At 74.6% G+C, this 23025-nt stretch carries 14 protein-coding genes (1 of these 14 running past the window's edge); 3 read left to right on the top strand and 11 right to left on the bottom strand.

Annotated elements, in window-relative coordinates; all coding sequences use genetic code 11:
- Positions 1-158: 158 nt before the first annotated feature.
- Positions 159-1583, bottom strand: coding sequence for a DEAD/DEAH box helicase (locus tag J5Y05_RS06360; protein WP_210868930.1), 1425 nt, complete (start codon positions 1581-1583; stop codon positions 159-161).
- 155 nt (positions 1584-1738) lie between these two features.
- Positions 1739-2314 carry a TetR/AcrR family transcriptional regulator gene (locus tag J5Y05_RS06355; RefSeq protein ID WP_210868928.1) on the bottom strand — a complete coding sequence of 192 codons (576 nt, stop codon included), beginning with the start codon at positions 2312-2314 and terminating at the stop codon, positions 1739-1741.
- A 103-nt stretch (positions 2315-2417) separates the two neighbouring features.
- Here J5Y05_RS06355 and J5Y05_RS06350 point away from each other — a divergent pair, with 103 nt between their 5' ends.
- Entirely contained in the window at positions 2418-3329 is a 912-nt protein-coding gene (locus tag J5Y05_RS06350) for an alpha/beta hydrolase family protein (RefSeq protein WP_210868925.1), read from the top strand.
- Between the two features lie 141 nt (positions 3330-3470).
- Here J5Y05_RS06350 and J5Y05_RS06345 read toward each other — a convergent pair whose 3' ends face one another.
- Positions 3471-4481 (bottom strand): glycoside hydrolase family 113 protein, encoded by a 1011-nt coding sequence (locus J5Y05_RS06345; RefSeq protein WP_210869747.1) that lies wholly within the window; start codon positions 4479-4481, stop codon positions 3471-3473.
- Between the two features lie 138 nt (positions 4482-4619).
- On the opposite strand from J5Y05_RS06345, the gene J5Y05_RS06340 reads away from it, so the two are divergent.
- Positions 4620-5276: a TetR/AcrR family transcriptional regulator gene (locus J5Y05_RS06340; RefSeq protein ID WP_210868923.1), complete on the top strand. Its 657-nt coding sequence runs from the start codon at positions 4620-4622 to the stop codon at positions 5274-5276.
- Positions 5277-5503: 227 nt separating this feature from the next.
- Here J5Y05_RS06340 and J5Y05_RS06335 read toward each other — a convergent pair whose 3' ends face one another.
- The 7 genes from J5Y05_RS06335 to J5Y05_RS06305 all read right to left on the bottom strand — a co-directional run bounded on the left by J5Y05_RS06335 (position 5504) and on the right by J5Y05_RS06305 (position 12244).
- Positions 5504-5935, bottom strand: coding sequence for a hypothetical protein (locus J5Y05_RS06335; protein WP_210868921.1), 432 nt, complete (start codon positions 5933-5935; stop codon positions 5504-5506).
- A 102-nt stretch (positions 5936-6037) separates the two neighbouring features.
- Complete coding sequence (locus tag J5Y05_RS06330; protein WP_210868919.1) at positions 6038-6421, bottom strand: siderophore-interacting protein; 384 nt, start codon at positions 6419-6421, stop codon at positions 6038-6040.
- Positions 6421-7107 (bottom strand): TetR/AcrR family transcriptional regulator, encoded by a 687-nt coding sequence (locus J5Y05_RS06325; protein WP_210868917.1) that lies wholly within the window; start codon positions 7105-7107, stop codon positions 6421-6423. Before J5Y05_RS06325 ends, J5Y05_RS06330 begins: the two co-directional genes overlap by 1 nt.
- Before the next feature lie 80 nt (positions 7108-7187).
- Positions 7188-8912: an ABC transporter ATP-binding protein gene (locus J5Y05_RS06320; protein ID WP_210868915.1), complete on the bottom strand. Its 1725-nt coding sequence runs from the start codon at positions 8910-8912 to the stop codon at positions 7188-7190.
- Positions 8905-10626 (bottom strand): ABC transporter ATP-binding protein, encoded by a 1722-nt coding sequence (locus J5Y05_RS06315; protein ID WP_210868913.1) that lies wholly within the window; start codon positions 10624-10626, stop codon positions 8905-8907. Before J5Y05_RS06315 ends, J5Y05_RS06320 begins: the two co-directional genes overlap by 8 nt.
- On the bottom strand, positions 10623-11435 hold the full coding sequence (locus J5Y05_RS06310) for an alpha/beta fold hydrolase (RefSeq protein ID WP_210868911.1): 813 nt from the start codon (positions 11433-11435) through the stop codon (positions 10623-10625). Before J5Y05_RS06310 ends, J5Y05_RS06315 begins: the two co-directional genes overlap by 4 nt.
- 5 nt (positions 11436-11440) lie before the next feature.
- On the bottom strand, positions 11441-12244 hold the full coding sequence (locus tag J5Y05_RS06305; RefSeq protein ID WP_247614051.1) for a siderophore-interacting protein: 804 nt from the start codon (positions 12242-12244) through the stop codon (positions 11441-11443).
- A 146-nt stretch (positions 12245-12390) separates the two neighbouring features.
- Between J5Y05_RS06305 and J5Y05_RS06300 the strand changes: the two genes are divergently transcribed.
- Positions 12391-13380 (top strand): ABC transporter substrate-binding protein, encoded by a 990-nt coding sequence (locus tag J5Y05_RS06300; RefSeq protein WP_210868909.1) that lies wholly within the window; start codon positions 12391-12393, stop codon positions 13378-13380.
- Positions 13381-13427: 47 nt separating this feature from the next.
- On the opposite strand, the gene J5Y05_RS06295 is transcribed toward J5Y05_RS06300, so the two are convergent.
- Positions 13428-23025: the 3' portion of a non-ribosomal peptide synthetase gene (locus tag J5Y05_RS06295; protein WP_210868908.1), read on the bottom strand. 7283 nt of this gene lie beyond the right edge of the window; the window shows 9598 of its 16881 coding nt (coding positions 7284-16881); its start codon lies beyond the right edge, outside the window; it ends in the stop codon at positions 13428-13430.

Raw genomic sequence — 23025 nt, 5'->3', positions numbered from 1 at the left:
GCGGCACCGGCGACATCATCCCGCGCCGTCCCGGCGGGCTTCCCTGCGCGCGGCCGGGGCGTCCGCTTCGTGGGCGGGGGCGGCGCGGGACGGGCTTCGGGCGGGGCCGGGGGCCATCGATCCCGTGGCGGGGAGATTCGCCGCCGGCGCAATCGCTCTCAGCCGTTGCGGCGCACGAGGGCGGCCTTGCGGGCCTCGGCGAGCTTGCGGGCCTCCGCCGACCTGCGGGACTTGCCGCCGGCGCCGCGGGAGGTGTCCTTGCTGGTGCCGAGGCCCCGGAAGGGAGTGTTGGTGTTCTTGGGCCGGGGGACGGCGGGCCCGCCGTCCAGCGGGACGCCGGAGGGAGCCTTGGCGCCGGTGATCCGGCTCAGCTCCGCCTCGCCCGAGCGCACCTTGGTGACGGTCGCCTCGATACCGGCCGCGGCCAGCATGCCGCTCGTCTCGCGGCGCCGGCCCGACGTCACGAGCGTGACCACGCTGCCGGACTCACCGGCGCGGGCGGTGCGGCCCGCCCGGTGCACATAGTCCTTGGGGTCGGTGGGCGGGTCGACGTTGACGACGAGGTCGAGGTCGTCGACGTGCAGGCCACGGGCCGCGACATTGGTCGCCACCAGTACGGTGATCTTGCCGTTCTTGAACTGCGCCAGGGTCCGGGTGCGCTGTGGCTGGGACTTGCCGCTGTGCAGGGCCCCGGCGTGCACGCCACTGGCCCGCAGATGCCGGGTGAGCTGGTCGACGGCGTGCTTGGTGTCGAGGAAGAGCAGTACGCGGCCGTCGCGGGCGGCGATCTCGGTGGTGACGGCGTAGAGGTCCGGACCGTGGACGACCAGGACGTGGTGCTCCATCGTCGTGACCGTGCCCGCGGACGGGTCGACCGAGTGGACGACGGGGTCGTGGAGGTAGCGGCGGACCAGCAGATCGACGTCGTGATCGAGCGTGGCCGAGAAGAGCATCCGCTGACCGTCGGGGCGCACCTGGTCGAGCGCGTCGGTGACCTGCGGCAGGAATCCCAGGTCGCACATCTGGTCGGCCTCGTCCAGCACGGTGATCCGCACCCGTCCCAGACGGCAGGCGTTGCGCTCGATCAGGTCGTGCAGGCGTCCGGGGGTGGCGACGACCACCTCGGCTCCCTGGCGCACTTCGGTGACCTGCCGGCCGATCGACATGCCGCCGACGACCGTGGCCATCCGCAGCCGCAGCGCCTCGGCGTACGGCGCCAGCGCCTGGGTGACCTGTTGGGCCAGCTCCCGGGTGGGTACGAGGATCAGGGCGAGGGGCTGCTTGGGTTCGGCACGCCGCCCGGCCGTACGGGTCAGCAGCGGCAGGCCGAAGGCGAGCGTCTTGCCCGAGCCGGTGCGCCCGCGCCCCAGGACGTCGCGCCCCTTCAGGGCGTCGGGCAGTGTGGCGGCCTGGATCGGAAAGGGCTCGCTCACCCCGAGTCCGTCCAGTGTGCGCAGCACCTCCGCGGGCAGCCCCAGACCGGCGAAGGAGACGGCGGGGGGCGGCGCCGGAGTCGTGTCCCCGGGCCGGCCGGGCCGGTCGGGACCGCCGTGGGCGATGCCGGAGTCATCGGTGTGCTTCATGAAGAGCCTTCCGCAGAGGAACGTACCGAGGAAGGCCCGGCAGGATGGATCAGCCCGCGCACAAGCGAAACCGAACAGGCACCATCGCCCACCGCGACGACCACGCAAACGTATGACGTTAACACGGCGGGCCGCATGGTGGTGCCCGTCGGCCGTCACGCGGTGGGGGTGGGCCGGGTCCCGGCGAGGAGGGTGGCGACCATGTGCCTGGCGTCGGCCTGGTCGTAGTCGGGGCCGGTGATGCAGAGGTTTCCGATGGCGCGCATGAGCGTATAGGCGGTGATGCCGGGCCTGACTTCGCCGGCGGCGTCGCACGCCTCCAGCAGCATCGCGCCGGCCGGGAGCAGGGTGTCGAGCATGAGGGTGTGGAGGTTCTCCAGCCCCGGATCGCCGGACCCCAGTGCCGCGCCGAGGCCGTGCTTGGTCACCAGGAACTCCACGAACGCGTCCACCCAGCGGGTCAGGGCGATGAACGGGGAGGCCGATTCCGCCAGGAGCCGGGGCGCGAGTGCGACGCAGGTGTCGATCTGGTGCCGGTAGACGGCGGTGACGAGGTCCGCCCGGGTCGGGAAGTTCCGGTAGATCGTGCCGATGCCGACACCGGCGCGCTCGGCGATGTCGCGGATGGGCGCCTGGACCCCCTGCTCCACGAAGACCGCCGCCGCGGCCGCCAGCACGCCGCTCCGGGTGCGCTGCGCCTGTGCCTGGCGTACTCCGACCGGTTCCCGCACGGGCTCCTCCTTTACTCGCGGAACAATGTTCCGCTAGATTGGCGGAACAACGCTCCGCCAAAGTATGGCAGAGCGACCCCATGGAGAAAGCGCAGGCCCCCCCATGCCTTCCCACCACCGTGACCAGCGGATCGTCTCGGTCAAGCCCCTCACCGTCCCCGCGCCCGGCCGCGGCGTCGACCTGCTGGTGAAGGTCACCGCCCCGGTCTCGGGCCAGGACCTTCCCGTCATCGTCTTCTCGCACGGCAACGCATGGTCCATGGACGGATACGAGCCCCTCGTCGACCGGTGGGCCGCGGCCGGTTTCGTCGTGGTACAGCCCACCCACCTGGACTCCCGCCGCCACGGCATCGGGTGGGACGACCCGCGCTTCGACACCATCTGGCGCGTGCGGATCGCCGACCTCCACGCGGTCCTCGACGGCCTCGGCGACATCCTTCGCCAGGCGGGCGGCCTGGAGACCCGCGCCGACCACGAGCGCGTCGCCGTCGCCGGCCACTCCTGGGGCGCCCAGACGGCCGGCGCGGTCCTCGGCGCGCGCGTGCTCGACGCCGACGGCACGCCCGGAGAGGACTTCTCCCACCCCGCGGTCTCGGCCGGCGCACTGATCGCCGCGACCGGAACCGGCGACACGCTCACCCCGTTCGCCGCGGAGCACCTTCCGTTCATGAGGCCGGACTACTCCACGATGACCACCCCGGCCCTGGTCGTCGCGGGCGGCCGGGACCAGTCGCAGCTCTCCACCCGGGGGCCGGAGTGGTTCACCGACGCCTACCACCTCAGCCCGTCCCCGAAGAGCCTGCTCGTCATCGCCGAGGGCGAGCACGGCCTGGGCGGCATCGTCGGCGAGATGGCCGCCGAAACCACCGACGAGGACCCCGCCCGCGCCGCCCTCGTCGCCGACGCGGTCTCCGCCTACCTCCTCGCCGCCCTCAAGCTCGACGACACCGCGTGGACCGCCCTTGACGAAACCGCCACGACCGGCGACGGCACGTGGAGCATCACCGGCAAGTGAACCCGGCCGGACCACACCGCCGACCGATCGTGGGGTGGCAGGGGCGGGGCCCTGGGGGCGGCCTGAACGAGGAGCGTGCCGGCAGTTTCCCTCTCGTCGACTCGGTCGTCGGGGTGCCACGGCCGCCGCGTGTGGGGCCCGTCATTTCCGATATCGCTGCGCCACTGCCGCGAAGGCGGCCTTGGGTTCCCAGTCCATGTCGGGGTAGGTCTTCCCCCGGCGCCCTTCGAGGAGTTTGACGATGCCCAGGCCGGCCCGGTCCAGATCGTCCCTGGGGTCGCCGTCCGGGCGGTACGGGTAGCCAGGCAAGGCGAACAAGAACACGAACGCGCTGTCCACGCCCTCGGTCTCGAAGATCTCCAGCAGTTCGCTCAGATACGCGGCCTGGCCGGCCTCGTCCCGCTCGTACGTGCCGTTCAGGCGTACAGGGGCCCTGGTCTCCGGGTCGTGCTCGACCACTTCCAGCACCCGCCCGCCGCGGTCTCCCGCGCCCCGGTAGGCCGCTGTGCCGAACCCGGTGACGGCGAGCGGCTTGGGGCCCTGGGCCAAGGTGCGCACCGCGTCCCGGAACCGGTCGGCGACCTCGGCGGAGCGGATCAGCTCGAACGTCACGATGTCGAAGGGAGCCCAGTCGACCTGCTCGAACTGGATGGATGCGTAGGTGAGCCTGCCCTGGAAGCGCTCGCGGACCGTGGCCGCGGCGTCGTGGAGGAACGCGTTGACGCGCAGGCCGAGTTCGCGCATCGCTTCGGCGCGCCGCTCGGGTCGGCTCATCAACCGCTCGACCCGCTCCTCGGGGCTCTCGCCGGGCAGGAACCCGCGGTTCATGACGCTCAGTTCGACCCCTGCGACGAACACGACGGTGGCCCCCTGCCGCCGGAGCCGTTCCGCCCGCTCGGCGCAGTCGCGGAAGAGCGTGAGGATCTGCTCCGGTTCCAGCTCCAGCGGGTAGGGCGAGAACCAGACCTCCAGGCCGAGTCCGGCGGCGGCACCGGCGGCCAGCTCCAGCCGGTCCGGGTCGCCGCCGATGATCTGGACCGCGTCGCAGTGCAGGTCGTCGCGGATGATGGCGAGTTCGCGCCGGACCACCGCGGGGTCGAGGTCCTCGCGGGATATCCGGCCGTGCACGACGAACCCGGTGTCGTAGGTCATTCCTCTTGCTCGCATGGTGACGCCCTCTCTGTCAGGTCTCGGGCGGGTCCCTGTCGGGTCTCGGGCGGCCGAGACTGCCAAGGAAACTGCGTGCACGCAAGTTTGCGTGCACGCAGTTCTATGTGGGACGCTGACACCGTGACGACACCACCACCAGGGCTGCGGGAGCGGAAGAAGCAGGCCACGCGCGAGGCGCTACGCAGGGCGGCCCTGCGCCTGGCCGTGGAGCGCGGCCCCGACCAGGTCCGGGTCGAGGACATCGCCGAAGCGGCCGGGGTTTCGCCGCGCACCTACAACAACTACTTCGCCAGCCGCGAGCAGGCGATCGTCTCCGCTGTCACCGCGGACCGGGAGGCGCGGATCGCGGCGGCGGTCGCGGCCCGGCCCGCAGGTGTGCGCCTGACTGACGCCGTCACCGAAGCAGTGGTCGAGCAGTACACCGACACCGGTGAGCGCGCACACGAGGCACTGCTGCTGATCACCACCCGGACCGCGTTGCGCGACGCGTTCCTCGACACCACCGCCGACATCGAGCCCCCTCTCACGGCGGTGATCGCCGAACGCCTGGGTGACGCCGGAGCGCACACGGCCCGCGTTCTCGCGGCGAGCGTGGCCGCGGCGGTTCGCATCGCGCTGGAAGGCTGGCTCCGGCCGACTGGGAACGCGGGGACCGCCGGGCGTTCCGGTGCCGGAGAACTGGTCCTGCCCTCCGGCTCACTGCCCGACCGACTCCGCGCGGCACTGGCTCCGCTCGCGCCCGCGTTCGACGCCGCCGAGCAACGCACCCGGCCGTGAAGTCACCCCGACCGGGGTAGGAGTGGGCGTTCCGCGGATCGATCACGTGGCTGAAGTGCATCGTGGTCGCTTGTGGTTCCCCGTAGCACCGGCGGTCTCCGCCGTAAGAAGGTGGCCTGGTTCGGCGTTGGGACGGACCGCCGACGGCAAGGCGCCGGGGCAGATCGGGGCCGGCCGGGAACGAGGCGCGTCTCAGAGCGTGCCTGGAGAGGCGACGGGCTCCGCGGTCACCTTCCGGAGGTCAGTCGGCCCACCGGCTGATGGGTGGTGACCCGGACCCCCGGAAATCCGTGGAGGACGGTGTCTTCGACGGATTGGCCACCGAGGATGTGGAACCGGAAGAAAGAGACGATGTACCGGCTCGTGGCGTCCTGCACCTGGGTCGGGCTCCAGGTGTCCTGCGGGGCACAACTGGCGTCGTTGTCGTATGCCCATTCGGAGTTGAAGAAATTGTGGTTCGCGCCGGCGAGGTCCACCTCGTAGAAGGGGGCCGTGTTCCGCCCGGCCGCGTTCTTCGCGAAAGTGCGGCGGTTCATGGCCGCGCCCCCGTCGCAGCCCCCGGCCAGCACGGCGAACGGGATCTTTGTGATGCGGTAGTCGAGGTGCTCGGGTGAATCCGGATCGGGAACGTGGTAGTCGGCAGGAGCGAGGGGGACCACCGCGCGCAGGCGGACTCCGCGGGGGAGGTCAGCCGCGTGGATGTCGGCTGCCTGCCAGACCAGGGTCTGTCAAACAAGCGGTGTAACTGGGGTTGTTGAGGGTTACTGACGGGCTGCGGAGAGACGCCGCGTCGATCCCAGCGAGGTGACCCGCACCGTCGTGCCCGGTTCCGCACGCCGGGCCCATGTGGAGGCCGGGCCGGCCGGCTCGTGCAGCACGAAGTCCACCGCGAACTCCCCCGTGGCGGGGTCCGCCTCCGCGAGCGTGTACCCGCGCTGGTGCTCGATCTCGGGATCGTCCGGGTCCGGCATCCAGAACCGCAGATAGGCCGCCGGGGCGACCACCGCGTCCTGCAACAGCGTCGGCGAGGCCATCCGGACACGCAGGAAATGGGGCGCGAGCAACTCCGTCCCGGTGACCGTCGCCTCGTGGTCCCGCGCACCGTAGGCACGCGTGATCACCCCGTTCACGCCACGCTTGGCCATCACTGGTCCTCTCCGGCGGCACGCAGCGCCACCCTGATCTCGTCCACCGGGCGTCCCGGCGGCGCGGCCTCCACGAACCCGCGGATCGCGGCCCCCAGCCACAGCCGTACGTATTCGTCGGCGGCGATCACGGGCAGCGTGCGATGCGCGTCCCCGAGACGGGAGTCCGCGAGGAGCCCCTCCTCGACGCCCCGCCGCTGCTCGTCGAGGTCCTCGGACCGCTCGGCCTGCGCTTCCTCGGTGGCCGCGTAGCCGATGACCACGGAGGCGACCGCGGCGGAGAGCACGATCGCCGCGTCCGTGGAGTACCCGCGCCGTACGAGCGACTCGGCCGCCGCGGCCAGCAGGCGCCGGCCACCGTCGCCGCGGGGGAACAGGGTCTGCACGTAGTGGGTCAGGCCGGGGTGCCGCAGCAGGAAGGACCGCAACTGCAGTGCGGTGGACAGCAGGTGGGGAACGGGGCCGTCAGCCGGGGAGTCGTGGAAGTCGAGTTCCGCCAGGATGCTCTCCCCCACCAGCCGCTCCAGTCCCCACCTGCCCTCCACGTGGCGGTAGAGCGCGGTGGACGAGACTCCCAGCGCCGCCGCCACCGCGTTCATGCTCAGGTTCCGCAGGCCCAGTTCTCGGCCGGCCCGGACGATGTCGGCCGGTCCGATCTGACGCGGCCGGCCACCCACACGCGCCACACGCCACCCCCACAAGCGAAGTTACCCCTAGCAACTAAAGGTACCCTAAGTTGTGGCGGCGGCGAGGGCAAGCTTCCGGGCTACCTCGTCAGGCGCGAGGACTCGGCCTCCCCCCGGTCGAGGCGCACCACGCGGGGCAGGCGGGCGATGGTGGCCTCCCGGTGGGCGATGGTGATCAGGGTGCGGTCGGTGCGCAGGGCGTCGAGGGCGGTCTCCAGTCGGGCCGCGGTGTCCGGGTCGATGTCCGCGGTGGCCTCGTCGAGGACGAGGACGGCCGGGTCCAGCAGGGCCGCGCGGACCAGGCCGACGATCTGGAGCTCCCCGGCGGAGAGCCGTCCCCGGTCGCCTCCCAGCGGGGTGTGCAGCCCGCCGGGGAGGGCGTCGGTCCAGTCGGTCAGCCCGAGGTGTTCCACGGCGCGGCGGACCGCCCTCTCGTCCGGATCACCGGGGACGAGGCCGAGGTTGTCCAGGAGCGATCCGGTGATCAGGTGCACCCGTTGGGGGACGAGGACCACCCGGTTGCGCAGTTCGTCCGGGGGGAGTTCGGCGAGGTCGACTCCGTCGTACCGGACCCGGCCGCGGTCGGGGGTGTAGAGGCCGGTGAGGAGCTTGGCCAGGGTGGTCTTGCCGGCGCCGGTCGGGCCGGCAAGACCCACCCGCTCCCCCGCCTCCACCCGCAGGGAGAGCCCGCGCAGGACCTCGGTGCCGTGGGTGTACGCGTAGTGCACGGCCTCCGCTTCCAGGGGCCCGCGTGCCGAGGTGCGCCGGGCCGCGTGTGCCGTGGCCCGTGGCGCGGGGACCGGGGTGGCGGCGTCGGGGCCGGTGACGGCCAGCAGGTCGAGCAGGCGCGCGAGGCCGGTGACGGTGTGCTGGACCTGGCCGACGAGGTTGGACGCCTGGGTCGCGGAGTCGAAGAGCTGGCGGGTGGCGAGGACGAACACCACGACGACGCCGACACTGACCCGGCCCTCGGAGACCAGCAGGCCGCCGACGAGGAGCAGGGCGGCGGTGGTGAGGCCCTGCACGATCCTGGACAGGCTGATCACGAACAGCGTGCGCTGGGTGCGCCGCGCGGCCCGGTAGCGGGCTTCGTTGTCCCGGACGAAGCGCTGCCGCCAGTAGGGGGTGCCGCCGTGGGTGAACAGCATCTCGCGGGCGGCCACGAGTTCCTGGTACGTGGCGGCGACCCGGCCGGCGGCGGCGGCCTCGGCGGCGAAGGCGGGCGGGGCCGCCTTCTTGAACCGGCGCAGCACCCACAGCAGCGCCGGGACGAAGACGAGGAGCAGGGCGAGGGTCATGAGCCAGGACTGGCTGAGCAGCAGGACGAGGGTGAAGAGCAGGTAGCCGGCGACGTTCAGGACGTCGGGCAACTGTCCGCGGACGAAGCCGGCGAGGTCGGCGATCTCGGTGGTGGCGCGGCGCAGCAGGTCGCCCGCGGGCTGCGCCTCCAGGAACCGCAGGGGTGCCCGGGAGAGCCGTCGGACGGCGAGTTCCCTCAGCCGGCGCACCACCCGCTCGCCGGCCTCGATCAGCAGGATCTCCGACTGCCGGAAGAGCGCCAGCCGCAGCAGTGCGAGCACGGCCAGGGCCCCGGCCGCGGTGAGGAGGCCGTCGCGGTCGCCCTGGAGGAGCCGGTCGACGCCGAGGCCGATGACGGCGGGGACCGCCACGGTGGTGAGGGTGGCGGCGGTGCTGGTGGCGAGGGCGAGGGCGACGAGGCGGCGGTGGCCCTCGGTGTGGCTCCAGGCCCGCCGCAGGACCCGGCGGCCGTCGGGGGACGCGCTCAGGAGCTTCTGTTCAGCCACCGGTCCTCACCTCTGCTTCCCGGCCGGCCGGCGCACCGGCGGGTTCCAGTTTCAGGACGCGGTCGGCCGCGTCGAGGAGGGCCGGGCGGTGGGTCGCCACGACCAGGGCGGTCTGCCCGGCCCAGGCCCGCAGCCGGTCGACGATGAGGCGTTCGGTGCCGGTGTCGACGGCGGACGTGACGTCGTCGAGGAGCAGGACCGCCGGGCGGCGCAGCAGCGCGCGGGCGAGCGCCAGGCGTTGCAGTTGCCCGCCGGACAGGGTGGTGCCGCCCTCGCCGACCTCCGTGTCCAGGCCGTCGGGCAGGGAGCGGACGTGTTCGTCGAGGGCGGCGGTGTGCAGGGCGGCGTGGAGTTCGTCGTCGGTGTGGGCGGCCCCCAGGCGCAGGTTGTCGGCGAGGGTGCCGGAGAGGGTGACGGGGCGCTGCGGGACGAAGCCGATGCGCCGGTGGACCTCCCCGGGGTCGGCCCCGTCGAGGGGTACGCCGCCGTAGCGGACGGTGCCTTCGTCGGCGGGGGTGAGGTGGGCGAGGACGCGTAACAGGGTGGTCTTGCCGGAGGCCGTCGGGCCGGTGAGGGCGACGAACTCGCCCGGCCGGACCGTGAGCCGGGTGGGCGGGAGCACGGTCCTGGCGCCGGCGCGGACGCTCACCCGGTCGGCGACGAGGTCGCCGGCGGCGGGGAGCGGGAGGGCGGGGGCGGTGCCGTCCCGTTCACCGGGGCCGGGCCGGAGCACCTCCTGGAGCCGGCGGGCCGCGGTGGTGGCCTGGCTGAGCTGGCCGAGGCGCATGGTCAGGACGCCGACCCACAGGACGAGCATGCTCATCCAACTGGTGAAGGCGACGATGCCGCCGACGGACATGGTGCCGCGCAGCACGGCGAGTCCGCCGAAGGCGAGTCCGGCGCCGATGGCGAGGGCGGGCACGAACGGGGAGAGTGCCGCCCAGTCGGCGGAGATCCGGGCGGTGACCAGGGTGTGCCGGGTGACGTCGGCGCTGCGGGCGTCGTGGCGGCGTACCAGGGCGCTCTCGCCGCCGAGGCCGCGGACGGCCGCTTGGGCGGAGAGGAGTTCCTCGACGGCGTCGGCGCGGGCGGCGTGGGCGGCCGAGAGGGCGGCGTTGGCCTTTCCGAAACGCCGGGGGAACCAGTAGGTGTTGAGGAACACCAGGGGCGGGACGCACAGCAGGCAGACCACCGCGAGGAGGGGGTCGAGGCGCACGATGGCGACGATCATCAGGACGAAGCCGCCGACACCGGTGACGAACGAGGCGAAGCCCATGAGCCAGGTGCGGACGAGGTCGATGTCCCGGGTGCCGCGCATGCCGAGGTCTCCCTCGCCGAAGTGGGCGAGTCGCCGGGGGCCGGGGGCGGCGACGCGGTCGGCGAGGGCGGTGTAGAGGCGGTTGCCCTCCAGGGTGGCCGCCAGCGTGGAGAACCAGCCGAGGACCATCTCCGCGAGGGCGGCGACGGCACCGGCCGCGAGGACCGCCAGTGCCCAGGTGCGCAGGGTGTCGCCGTCGCCTTCGACGAGGCCCTGGTCGACGGCGCGTTCGACGCACCAGGGGATGGCGATGAGTGCCGCCTGGTAGAGGAGTCCGCCGCCTGCGGCGAGGGTGAGCAGGCCGGTCCGCTCGCGCAGGCAGCCGCCGAGGAGGCGGAGCGCGTCGGCGGTGCCGGAGTGCTCCGCCCGCGTCGGGGTGGGGGGTGTGGTCGTCATGCCTCACTTCCGGCGAAGAAGTCCAGCAGGGCGGCGTTGACCTCGGCGGGGCGTTCGAGGTGGCCGTAGTGTCCGCAGTCGGGCAGTTCGAGGTACCGGGCGCCGGGCAGGCAGTCGGCGAGTTCCCGGGTCGCGGCGGCGGGTACGGCGGTGTCGTCGCGGAAGCCGACGCAGAGCGCGGGGGTACGGATGGTGCGGTACTCCGCGCGCCGGTCGCCGGCGTCGTCCAGGTCGAGTTGGGCGAGCAGGCCGGGTCCGGCGGGCTGCGCCGCGTGCTGGAAGAGGTCCAGCCAGTCCTGGACGGCCTGGTCGTCGCGGAGGGTGGTGGGCGAGAGGTAGCGCAGGGCGCTGTGCACGGCGTGGTGGGCCGGGGGGAGGGGGAGGCCGCTGTCGGCGAGGGCGCGTTCGGCGCGGGTGATCGCGCGGCCGAAGGCGTCGGTCCGGGCGCGTCCGGCCAGCAGGACGGCCTGGCGGACCGCCTCGGGCCGGGTGAGCAGGACTTCCGCGACGACCGACGCGCCGAGTGAGTAGCCGACGAGGCGGCAGGGGGGCAGGCGCAGGTGGTCGATGAGGGCGAGGACGTCGCCGGCCATGGCGGCGAGGGTGATGCCGCCGGCCGGCTTCTCGTTCGGGGGCATGCCCCGGTTGTCGAGGGTGACGACGCGGTGTCCGGCGGCGGTCAGCGCCGGCACCTGATGCAGGTGCCAGAGGCGGCGGGAGGCGCCGGAGCCCATGACCAGGACGACGGGGTCGCCCGTTCCCTGGTCGTCGTAGGAGAGGTCGATGCCGTTGAGGGGGACGGTGGGCACGCGCCTCAGACCTCGCTGTCCTGGGTCTCGCCGCGCGTCCAGTAGGCGGTGAGGTGGGTGTCGGAGCGGTCCATGCCGAGGGTCCGGGTGAAGTGGCCGCGCAGGGTGCGGATCACCTCGCGTTCGGCGCCGCCCCAGACCCGGCCGCGGCCGGGTGGTGTGCGCAGGGCACGGGCGTGCCGGACGAGGAGTTCCCCTGCCGGGCGTCGCCGGCGGTGCAGCCAGCGCACCCGGGCGTCGGCGCGGGTGGGGAGCGGGAGTTCCTCCTCGGCGTCGGCGACTTCGGCGAGGACGGTCACGGGGTGGCCGGCGGGCAGCTCTTCGAGGATGACGGCGATGGCCGGCAGGGCGGTCTCGTCGCCGAGCAGGACGGTCCAGGCGGCTTCGGTGTCGAGCGGGTGGGCGGGGCTGGGGCCGAACCAGATGGCCTCGTCACCGGGCCGGGCGCGCTCGGCCCAGCCGGAGGCGAGCTGGTCGGCGCCGTGCAGCACGAAGTCCATGTCGACCTCGCCGCTGTGCGGACGGTGGTGCCGGATGGTGTAGCGGCGCAGCCGGGGGCGGGCCTCGGGGAGCAGCGCGCGGGCCGTCTCGGTGGTGAAGGGGCGGGGCAGGGTGACGTGGGGTTCGTAGAAGTACATCGCCACGTGCTGGTCGGTGCCGTTGCTGAGGAAGCCGGTCAGTTCCGGGTCGGTGAAGGTGATGCGCCTCATCCGGGGGGTGAGGTCGCGGACCGCGCCGACCCGGGTGACGTGGAGCCGTCCCGGCCTGCGGCTCGTTCGGGGAGTTTCCTGGGCTGACCGGCCGATCATGTCAACTTCTCCTCGTCGCTGGCGAGTTGGGCGTGTCACCTGTATCTCGATCGCCCGCACAGCCTATAGGTTAGGCAAGGCTAACCTTGGCTCATCCGGGTGTGGGTCCTCCGCCCCTGCCCGAAACCCCCGAAGGAGAAACGGACATGACGCGTTCGCGCACCCTGCCGGTCGCCCTCGACCGCAGAAGGTTCCTCGGCGGGCTGGCGGGAGCCGGAGCGGCACTCGCGCTGACCGCCTGCGGCGTGAACGGATCGGACGACGACGCCGGGAAGGACACGGCGAAGGACGGCGCACCCGGAGCCACCCGGCAGCTCAAGACCGACAACGGCACGGTCACCGTGCCGGAGAACCCCCGGCGGGTCGTCGCCACCGTCAACTACGACGCCCTGATGCTGCTCGACCTCGGCCTCGTCCCCGTCGGAGTCCCGGACGGCACCGCCGTACCGACCCTCATGCCCGCCGACTCCTACGACAAGCTCAAGGACGTCAGGACGATCGGCGCCCCCGGCACCCCCAACGCCCAGGCCATCGCGGCCCTGAAGCCCGACCTGATCCTCGACCAGTTCTACAAGGACAAGACGGAGCCGCTGGCGAAGATCGCCCCCGTCGCCTATTTCGAATGGGGCACCAGCGGCGCCCTGTGGCACGAGCAGGTCGCCAAGATCGCCAAGGCGGTGAACCGCGAGGACCGGCTCACCGAGGCCAGGAAGGCGTACGAGGAGCGGGTCGCGCAGGTGCGCAAGACCTACGAGAAGCAGATCGCCTCCTCGACCTGGGCCTCCCTGAGCGGCGGGCAGAGCGGCAAGTTCTACCTCGGCTCCCCGTTGCTGACGGTGATGCGGGACCTCGGGCTGAGGATCGGCGCGGGCATCCCCGCCGACGAGGCCGGTTTCGTCGAGAAGAGCTACGAGCAGCTCGACGTCCTCGACGACTGCACCGTGCTGCTCTACGTCGGCCAGTTCGACGGCTCCGTGCCGCCGCCCACCCGGGAACTCCTCGGGAACAAGCTGTGGAAGGGCGTCCCCGCCGTGAAGGCCGGCCACGCCTACCCCGTCAAGCACTACGGGGTGTGCACGTACTCCTTCGCCAACGGCGCCGTCGACGAGATCGAGGCCGTGCTGAAGCGGCTCTGAGCCGGCCGGTGTGCGCCGGTCGCCGGCCGGCGCACACCGCCGTCCCCTCACTCCCCCGGGCCTGCCTCCGTGCGGGCCCGTACCGTTTCCCGCAGCGCCGCCAGCCAGTCCCGGGCGAACGCCTCCACCTCCTGCCGTGGCAGTGCCGCGCCCGGCCACACGATGCCGGTGCCCAGCACGGGACCGTCCGGTCCGTCGACCGCCGACACCGTGATGTCGAGCAGGTACCCGACCGGCATGTCCGGATCGCGCCCGCCGCTGAAACCGCTGGTCTCCGGGGCCGTCGACCAGTCCCCGTCCGGCCCGGCGGCCCCGTCCGCGGACGCCCCGGCCGGCGAGCCGAAGCGGCCGAGGTGGTTGAACTGCACCTGGGGTGCGCCCAGGGCCGCCAGTGCCGGACCCGTACGCGGGTTGAGGTGGCGCAGCATGCCGTAGCCGATCCCCTTGTCGGGCACGGCCGCCAGGGCGCGGGCCGCGCGGTCGGCGAGCACCGGCAGCGCGTCGGGGGCGTCCAGGTCGACGCCCTCGGCGTCCAGCAGGACCGGGTACACCGAGGTGAACCAGCCGACCGTGCGCGACGGATCGGTGCCCGGGACGGCGTCGGGCTCGCGGCCGTGCCCCTCCATGGCGATCACGGTGCGGGCCGCCGTCCCCGTGCCGGACCGGCGGGAGCGCAGGCGGGCGAGGGCGTGAGTGAGGGCGCCCAGCAGGACGGCGTCGACGGTGCTCCCGGTGCCGGCTGCCACGGCGCCCAGGAGGGGCCCGGTGATCTCCGGGGGCAGTTCGACGCGCAGGTGGTCGAGGGTGCGTACGGTGTCCGTGGCCGGGTCGAGCGGACGGTCCCCCAGGCCGCCGGGGTCGGCGGCCAGCGTCCGCCGCCAGTGGTCCAGCTCCGCCTCCCGCTCGGGTGTCCCGGCGGCGCGGGCGAGTTCCCGCGCCCAGGTGGCGAACGAGGTGGGTACGGGCGGCAGTTCGGGCGTGCGTCCGGCCCGTGCCTGTTCCCAGGCGTCCTTGAGGTCGGGGTGCAGGACGCGCCACGAGTAGCCGTCCACGACCAGGTGGTGCAGGAGCAGCAGCAGGCGTCCGGGCCGCCGGGGCCCCGCGTCGAACCAGACGGCCCGCAGCATCCGGCCTCCGTCGGGGTCGAGCGCGCCCGTGGTGGCGAGCAGCTTCCCGCCCATCACGCGGGCCAGTTCGCGCCCGGCCGGGACGTCGGTGACGTCCACCCGTTCGATCAGCCCGGCCGCGTCGACCGTGCCCGGCTCGGGGACGAGGAAGGACCACGCTCCCCCTCCGGAGCGGTCCAGGCGGGACCGCAGCAGGTGGTGGCGGTCCAGGAGGGCCTGGAGCGCGGCGTCCAGTTCGCGGCGCCGGAGCGCGGCGGGTACCTGGACCACCGTGGCCTGCGAGTACGCGCCCAGCGGGCCGCCGAGTTCCCGCAGCCACTCGACGACCGGTGTCACCGGTACCCGTCCGCGGCGGCCCGCCGGATCGTCCGTGCGGGCCGGGGCGTCCCGCTTCAGCTCGGCCGCGAGGGCCGCCGGGGTGCGCAGGGCGAAGACCTGGCGCGGCGACACCTGCCAGCCCTCGGCGCGCAGCCGCCCCACGAGCTGCATGGAGACGATGCTGTCGCCGCCGAGGGCGAAGAAGTCGGCGTCCGCGGCGATCGAGGGCAGGTTCAGCACCGTGGCCATGGCGGCGCACAGCGCGGTCTCCGCCGCACCGCGCGGGGCCCGTCCGCCGGCCGCCGCGCGGGAGAAGTCGGGTGCCGGCAGCCGGTCCCGGTCGAGTTTGCCGTTGGCGGTGACCGGCAGGGCGTCCAGCACCACCACGGCCGCGGGCACCAGATGGTCCGGGAGCGTGGCGGCCAGGTGGCCGCGCAGGGCCTCGGGGTCCGGTGCGGCGCCCTCGCGGCCGGCGGCGTATCCGACGAGCCGGCGGACACCGCCGTCCTCGCGGGCCACGACGGCCGCCTGGGCGACGCCGGGGTGGGCGAGCAGGGCGGTCTCGATCTCGCCGGGCTCGACGCGGAAGCCGCGGATCTTCACCTGGTCGTCGGTACGGCCGAGGAACTCCACGGCGCCCCCGGGCGTCCGGCGGGCGAGGTCTCCGGTGCGGTAGAGCCGTCCGCCGTCCCCGCCGAAGGGGTCGGCGACGAAGCGCCCGGCGGTCAGGCCCGGCCGCCCCAGGTAGCCGCGGGCCAGGCCCGCACCCGCCACGTACAGCTCCCCCGGCACGCCGGGCGGCACCGGGCGCAGCGCGGCGTCGAGCAGGTGGACCCGGGCGTTGTCCACGGGGTGCCCGACGACCTGCCGGTCGCTGTCGCGGACGAACGCCTGGAGGGAGTCGACCGTGCACTCGGTGGGCCCGTACAGGTTCACCACCTCGGTGGTGGTCAGCGCGCGCAGCCGGGACCACTGGGTGTCGGGGACGGCCTCGCCGCCGACGCCGAGCAGGGGCACCGGGCAGTCGCCGCCGGCGGTGAGCCCGGCCTGTTCGAGCTGGGCGAGCAGGGAGGGGGCCAGTTCCACGAAGTCGATCCGGTGGTCCCCGAGGTACCGGTGGAGCGCTTCGGGGTCGTGTCGCAGGTCGTCGGAGAGGATGTGGACGCAGTGCCCGTCCAGGAGCCAGAGCTGCGGCTGCCAGGAGGCGTCGAACGAGAACGACCAGGCGTGCCCGACGCGCAGCCGCTCCCGTCCCGTGCGCTCGGCGAGCGGGGTGTACAGGGTCCGGCGGTGGCTGTGGAAGAGGTTGACGAGGTTGGCGTGGCTGACCACGACGCCCTTGGGGGTGCCGGTGGACCCGGAGGTGTGGATGACGTAGGCCGGGTGGCCGGGGCGCAGGGGGCGCAGGCGTTCCGCATCGCCGGGGTCGGTGGACGGGCGGGCGGCCAGCCGGGCGCGGGTGGCGGGGTCGTCGAGGACGAGGACGCCGGCCGCGTGGCGGTCGGGCACCCGGGTCCGCAGTGCCCGGGTGGTCAGCAGGACGCCGGGGGCCGCGTCGTCCAGCGTGAAGGCGAGCCGTTCGTCGGGGTGGGCGGGGTCCAGCGGGAGGTAGGCGGCGCCGGCCTTGAGCACGGCCAGGATCGCCACCAGCATCTCCTCGGTGCGCGGCAGCATGAGCGCGACGACGTCCTCGGGACCGGCACCGCGGGCGATCAGTTCGTGGGCGAGGCGGGCGGAGCGTTCGGCGAGTCCGGCGAAGGTGAGGGTGGTCCCGCCGTGGACCACGGCGGGCCGCGCGGGTCCGCGTGCGGTCGCGGCGGCGAGCAGGTCGGGCAGGGTGCGCTCCGGATGCGGGCGGGCCGTGGCGTTCCGCTCCCCGAGCAGGGTGTGGCGTTCCCCGGGGGTCAGCGCCTCGATCCGGTGGGCGGGGGCGCCGGGGTCGGCGGCGAGCGTGCCGAGCAGGTGCACCAGCCGCCGCAGCAGCGCGGCGGCCCGCTCCTCGTCGAACAGGTCGGGGCGGTACTCCAGGGTGAGGCGTCCGGCGTCCGGCACCACGGCGAGGGTGAGGGGGTAGTGGGTGGCGTCGGCGCTCTCGCCGCCGGTGACGGCCAGGGCGCCGGAGCGCTCGGCGCGGCGCAGCCCGTCGGCGTCCACCGGATAGTTCTCGAACACCAGGAGGGTGTCGAAGAGTTCGCCGGTTCCGGCGATCCGCTGGAGGTGGGAGAGGCCGAGGTGCTGGTGGGCGGAGAGCCGGGACTGCTCGTCCTGGAGGCGGGCCAGGGCCTGCCGCACGCTCTCGCCGCGCTCCTCGCGGACCCGGACCGGGAGGGTGTTGATGAACAGGCCCGCCATGTCGTGCGCGCCGTCCAGCTCCGGCGGGCGGCCGGAGACGGTGGCCCCGAAGACGACGTCGGCGCGGCCGGTGTGCCGGGCGAGCAGCACCCCCCAGGCGTACTGGACGACCGTGTTGCGGGTGACGTCGGCGGTGCGCGCCAGGGTGTCCAGGCCGGTGCGCAGCTCCTCGTCGAGGACGACCGACAGCCGGCGCGAGAGCGCGGTGCCGTCGGCGCCGGAGGGCGGGGCGAGCAGGGTGGGCTCGGTGACGCCGTCGAGCGCCCGCCGCCAGGCCCGTTCGGCCGCCCCGGGTTCCTGCCGGGCGAGCCAGGCCAGGAAGTCCCGGAAGGGGCGGCGCCGGGGCGGTGGCGGGGCCCCCGCCGTGCGGGTGGCGTACAGCTCCAGGACCTCCCTGACCAGGAGCGGTACCGACCAGCCGTCGAGTACGGCGTGGTGGTTGGTGAGGACGAGGACCGTCTCGTCCGGGCCGAGCCGTACCAGGCGCAGTCGCAGGAGCGGGGGTACCGCGAGGTCGAAGCGGCGGGTGCGGTCCTCGTGCAGCAGGGCGCGCAGGGCCTCTTCTCGCTCTTCGGCCGCGAGGCCGGACAGGTCGGTGTCGGTCCAGTCGGGGGTCACCGCGGCGGCGTCCAGGACGACCTGGACGGGTGTCCCGGAGGGGGTGGCGACGAAGGCCGTCCGCAGGTTGTCGTGGCGTGAGAGCAGTTCCGTGGCGGCGGCGTGCAGGGCGGCGGAGTCGACCGCGCCGTCCAGGCGGAGCGCGAGCTGCATGGTGTAGACGTCGAGTTCCTCGTCCGCGTACGCGCTCAGGAAGTACAGGCCCTCCTGGAGCGGGGTGAGCGGCCAGACGTCGGTGAGGGCGGGCAGCCGGTGGTGCAGCGCGTCGACGTCCGCGGGGCTCAGGGTGACGAGCGGGAAGTCGGACGGGGTGTGCGCGGGGGCGGCACGGTGTTGGGCGAAGGCTTCCAGCGTCCGGCTCCACAGCCCGGCCAGGGCGTGGGCGTCCTCCTCGGCGAGGAGCCCCTCGGCGTACGCCCACCGTGCGGTGAGGACGGGTCCGTCCTCCCCCTCGACGGTGGAGGCGATGACTTCGAGCGGGAAGAGGACGGGTGCCGCGGCGGGGTGCGCGAGGTGCGGCGCCGGCAGCGGCTCGGGTGCGTGGCGCCAGGGCGTGGCCGCTTCGGCGTCCGCCGCCGGGGTTGCCGGCCCTCCGGCGCGGTCGAGGCGTCCGAGGTAGTTGAGGACGATCTCCGGGTCGTGGGAGCCGTGCGGGCGCCCCCGGGACTGGCGCAGCAGTCCGTGTCCGATGCCCGAGTCCGGGGTCCGGCGCAGGTGTTCCTTGACCGTGGCCAGGAGCCGCCGGGCGGCGACGGGGTCGGTCAGGGCCTGGTCCGGGGAGACGTCGCCGGTGTCGAGGACCACCGGGTACCAACTGGTGAACCAGCCGACGGTGGTGGACAGGTCGCTGCCGGGCAGCAGCGCCTCTTCCCGGCCGTGGCCCTCGACGGCGGCGACGTCGGCGGGTTCGCCGCCCTGCCCGCGCTCGTGCCGCCAGGTGGCGAGGGCCACGGCGAGGGCGGCCACGAGGACGTCCTGCACGGTGCCGTGGACCAGGGCGGGCGTCTCGGTGAGCAGGGCGCGGGTGGTGGCGCCGTCCAGGGTGCGGGTCAGGGTGCGTACGGTCTCCCGGGTGTCGCGGGCGGGGTCGAAGGGCCGGTCTCCGAGGAGCCGCCGGGCCCGTTCGTCCCGCTCGCGCCACACCTCGGCCTCGGCGCTCCTCGCCCGTGCGCGCCCGGCGTCGGCGAGGGCGAGGGTCCACTGCCGGAAGGAGGTGCCGGGGGCCGGGGCCTGCCAGGCGCGGCCGTCGCGGGCGGCCTGGTGGGCGGCGGCGAGTTCGGGGAGCAGGACGCGCCAGGAGACGCCGTCCACGGCGAGGTGGTGCACGGCGAGCAGCAGCCGCCCCTCGCGGCCGGGTCCGCGGTCGCACCACAGGGCCCGGACCATCCGTCCGTGGGCGGGGTCGAGCCCGGCGACGGCGCGGGCGGCGTGCTCGGCGAGCAGCTTTGGCAGGGCGTCGTCGGCGGTGCCCGAGAGGTCGGCGTAAAGCAGGACGCCGGCGCCGTCCGGGGTGCCGGGTGCGGGGAGGTCGAGGGCGTGTTCCCCGCCGGTGGTGACGAGGCGGGCGCGCAGGGCGGGGTGCCGGGCCAGCAGCGCGTCCAGGGCGGCGGTCAGCGTGGCGCGGGTGGTGCCGGGCGGTGTGACGAGGTGCTGGTACTGGAACACGCCGTCCAGCGGGCCGCGGTCCAGGGCCCAGCGCATCAGGGGGGTGAGGGGGGCGCGTCCGGTGGCGGGCACGGGCGGTGGGGCGCTGTGCGCGCCGTCGCCGGCGACGCGGGCGAGGGCGGCCGGCGTCCGGTGTGCGAAGACGTCCCTCGGGGTGAGGAGGAGGCCGTCGCGGCGGGCGCGGGCGACCAGTTGGAGGGAGAGGATGCTGTCGCCGCCGAGGGCGAAGAAGCTGTCCTCGGCACCGGCCCCGGGGACGCCGAGGAGTTCGGCGAAGAGGCCGGTGAGCAGGGCCTCGCGCATGCCGCGCGGGGCGGTGCCGGTGGCGTCGGCGGCGAGGTCGGGGGCGGGCAGCGCGGCGCGGTCGAGCTTGCCGCTGGGGGTCAGGGGCAGTCGGTCCAGGGCCACGAGGGCGGTGGGCACCATGTGCTCCGGCAGGTGCTCCGCCAGGTGCCGCCGGATGTCGGCCTGTTCCCGGCCGGCGTCGTCCGGTACCAGATAGCCGACGAGGACACGCCGGTCCGGCCGGTCCTCGCGGACCACGACCGCGCACGCGGTGACCTCCGGGTGGGCGGCGAGCACCGCCTCGATCTCGCCGGTCTCCACGCGCAGTCCGCGCAGCTTGACCTGGCCGTCGGCCCGGCCGGCGAAGACGAGGGCGCCGCCGGGCCCCCGGCGCACCAGATCCCCGGTGCGGTACATGCGGCTGCCCGGCGGCCCCCACGGGTGGGCGGGGAACCGTTCGGCGGTCAGCGCCGGGCGCGCGTGGTAGCCGCGGGCGAGCTGGACGCCGGTGAGGTACAGCTCGCCGGTGACGCCGTCGGGCACGGGGCGCAGCCACGGGTCGAGCACGAGGGTGCCCGTGTTCCACACGGGGTGTCCGATGGGCACGGCGGCCGGTACGGGTCCCGTCCCGACGGGCCAGGCGGTGACGTCGACGGCGGCCTCGGTGGGTCCGTACAGGTTGTGGAGGCGGACGCCGGGCAGGGCGGTGAGCAGGGCCCGCGCGACGGGTCCGGGCAGGGCCTCGCCGCTGGCGAAGACGGTGCGCAGGCCGGTGCGGCCGGCGGTCTCCTCGGCGGCGAAGGCGGCCAGCATGGACGGCACGAAGTGGGCGACGGTGACCCGGTGGCGGCGTATCGCGGCGGCCACCCGGGCCGGGTCGCGGTGGGCGCCGTCGGCGAGGACGACCAGGGGCACCCCGGCGAGCGCCGGCCAGAAGAACTCCCAGACGGAGACGTCGAATCCGGCCGGGGTCTTCTGGAGCACCCGGTCGTCCGCGGCGAGCGGGTGGGCGGCGTCCATCCACAGCAGCCGGTTGAGGACGGCGCGGTGGCTGACGTCCACGCCCTTGGGGCGGCCGGTGGAGCCGGAGGTGTACAGGACGTAGGCGGGGTCGTCGCCCCGCTGGGCGGGGTGCGGGCCGGCCGGTTCGGCCGCCGCGAGTTCCGCGCGGGTGGCGGGGTCGTCGAGCAGCAGGAGCCGTACGCCCGCCGGGACGGGCAGCGGGGCGGCGTGCGCGCCGTCGGTGAGCAGCACCTCGGGCGCGCTGTCGGTGAGCTGGTGGGCGAGGCGTGCGGCGGGGTGTCCGGAGTCGACGGGGACGTAGGCGCCGCCGGCCCGGTGGACGGCGTGCAGGGCGACGACGAGGTCGGTGGAGCGGGGCAGGGCGACGGCGACGCGGACGCCGGGGCCCACGCCCCGGTCGCGGAGCAGGCGGGCCAGCCGGCCGGTGCGGTCGGCGAGGGCCGCCCGGTCGAGGCTGCCGGTGTCGTCGACGAGGGCGGTGCGGCGGGGGTCCTCGGCCAGCCGGGCGGCGATCAGGTGCGGGAGGGTGGTGTCGGGCAGGGGGCGCGACGCGCCGGTGCTCACGGCGCGCAGTCGCGCCAGTTCCCCGTCATCGAGCAGGGGGACGCGCCAGAAGGGCACGTCGGGGGCGTCGGCGAGGGCGCCGAGCAGGGTCGCGTACCGGTCGGCGAGGGAGCGGGCGGTGGCCGCGTCGAACAGGGCGGTGCGGTAGGTGAGCAGGCCGGTGAGGCCGTCGGCGCCGGCGCGTTCGGCGAGGGTGAAGGCGAGGTCGAACTTGGCCGTGCCGGGGTCCGCGCCGAGGGTGCTCACCTCGACGCCCGGGAGGGACGGGGCCTCGCCGGTGAGGCTCTGGAAGGCCAGCATCACCTGGAACAGGGGGTGCCGGGCGAGTACCCGCTCCGGGGAGAGCAGTTCCACGAGCCGTTCGAAGGGCAGGTCGGCGTGGTCGAAGGCGGCCAGGTCGGTTTCCCGTACGCGGCCCAGGAGTTCGCGGAAGGTGGGGTTCCCGGAGAGGTCGGTGCGGAGCACGAGGGTGTTGACGAAGAGCCCGACGAGATCGTCGAGAGCGGCGTCGGTGCGGCCGGCGACCGGTGTGCCGATCGGCAGGTCGGTCCCGGCGCCGTGCCCGGCCAGCAGGGCGCCCAGTGCGGCCTGGGCGGCCATGAAGAGGCTGGTGCCGGTCTCGGCGGTCAGGGCGCGCAGCGCGCGGTGCGCCCGCGCGGGCACCGTGAACTCCACGGTGGCGCCCGCCGGATCGTCCGCGACGGGGCGGGGGCGGTCGTAGGGGAGGGCGAGTTCCCCGGGGGCGCCGGCGAGCACGGTGCGCCAGTGGGCGGCCTGGATCGCCGCGGGGCTGCCGGGGGTGTCCTCGTCGCCGAGGACCTCCCGCTGCCACAGGGCGTAGTCGCCGTAGGTGACGGGGAGTTCGGGCCAGTCGGGGGCCCGGCCCTCGGCACGTGCGGCGTAGGCGGTGCGCAGGTCGGCCGTGAGGGGGCGCATCGACCACTCGTCGCCGGCGATGTGGTGCAGCATCACGGTCAGCACGTGGTCGGGGCCGGCCCGCAGCAGCCGGACCCGCAGGGGGATCTCCCGTGTCAGGTCGACGGCGGCGGTCGCCTCGGCGCGCAGGGCCTCGGGCAGGGCGTCCTCCGGCACCGGGCGGGGGTCCAGGCGCAGGGCGCGCAGCGCGCTATCGGTGTCGAGGACGTGCTGGTAGGGGGTGCCCTCGTCCTCGGGGAAGACGGTGCGCAGGCTCGTGTGGCGCCGTACCAGGTCGCCGACGGCGGCGCGCAGGGCGGCCACGTCGAGCCCGCGGCCCAGCCGCAGCGCGAAGAAGAGGTTGTAGGTGGCGCCGGGGCCCTCCAGCCGGTGCAGGAACCACAGCCGGAGCTGGGCGGAGGAGAGCGGCAGCCGGGTCCCGGGCTCCAGGGTGCGCCGGGCCGGGGGGAGGCGGTCGCCGGGCCGGGGCAGGACGGCCGCGGCGAGCGCGGCCGGCGTGGGGTGGTCGAAGACGTCGCGCAGGGCGACGCCGGTGCCGAGGGCGGACCGGACGCGGTTGGCGAGGCGCATGGCGAGCAGGGAGTGTCCGCCGAGGGCGAAGAAGTCGTCGTCGGGGCCGGCCGACGGCAGGCCGAGCACGTCGGCGAAGAGCCCGGTCAGCACCTCCTCCCGCGCATCGCGCGGGGCCCGCGACGGCGCGGAGAGGGACCCGGGGCCGGGCAGCCGGGCCCGGTCGACCTTGCCGTTGGCGGTGAGC

This window comes from Streptomyces tagetis, from assembly GCF_018069565.1.
Taxonomy (GTDB): Bacteria; Actinomycetota; Actinomycetes; order Streptomycetales; family Streptomycetaceae; genus Streptomyces; species Streptomyces tagetis.
This window is presented reverse-complemented; position numbering and strand designations above follow the sequence as displayed.

Coding starts and splice junctions, on each gene's coding strand:
- J5Y05_RS06360 (WP_210868930.1), bottom strand. CDS start 1,583: ATGAAGCACACCGATGACTCCGGCATCGCCCACGGCGGTCCCGACCGG.
- J5Y05_RS06350 (WP_210868925.1), top strand. CDS start 2,418: ATGCCTTCCCACCACCGTGACCAGCGGATCGTCTCGGTCAAGCCCCTC.
- J5Y05_RS06345 (WP_210869747.1), bottom strand. CDS start 4,481: ATGACCTACGACACCGGGTTCGTCGTGCACGGCCGGATATCCCGCGAG.
- J5Y05_RS06330 (WP_210868919.1), bottom strand. CDS start 6,421: ATGGCCAAGCGTGGCGTGAACGGGGTGATCACGCGTGCCTACGGTGCG.
- J5Y05_RS06315 (WP_210868913.1), bottom strand. CDS start 10,626: ATGACGACCACACCCCCCACCCCGACGCGGGCGGAGCACTCCGGCACC.
- J5Y05_RS06305 (WP_247614051.1), bottom strand. CDS start 12,244: ATGATCGGCCGGTCAGCCCAGGAAACTCCCCGAACGAGCCGCAGGCCG.
- J5Y05_RS06300 (WP_210868909.1), top strand. CDS start 12,391: ATGACGCGTTCGCGCACCCTGCCGGTCGCCCTCGACCGCAGAAGGTTC.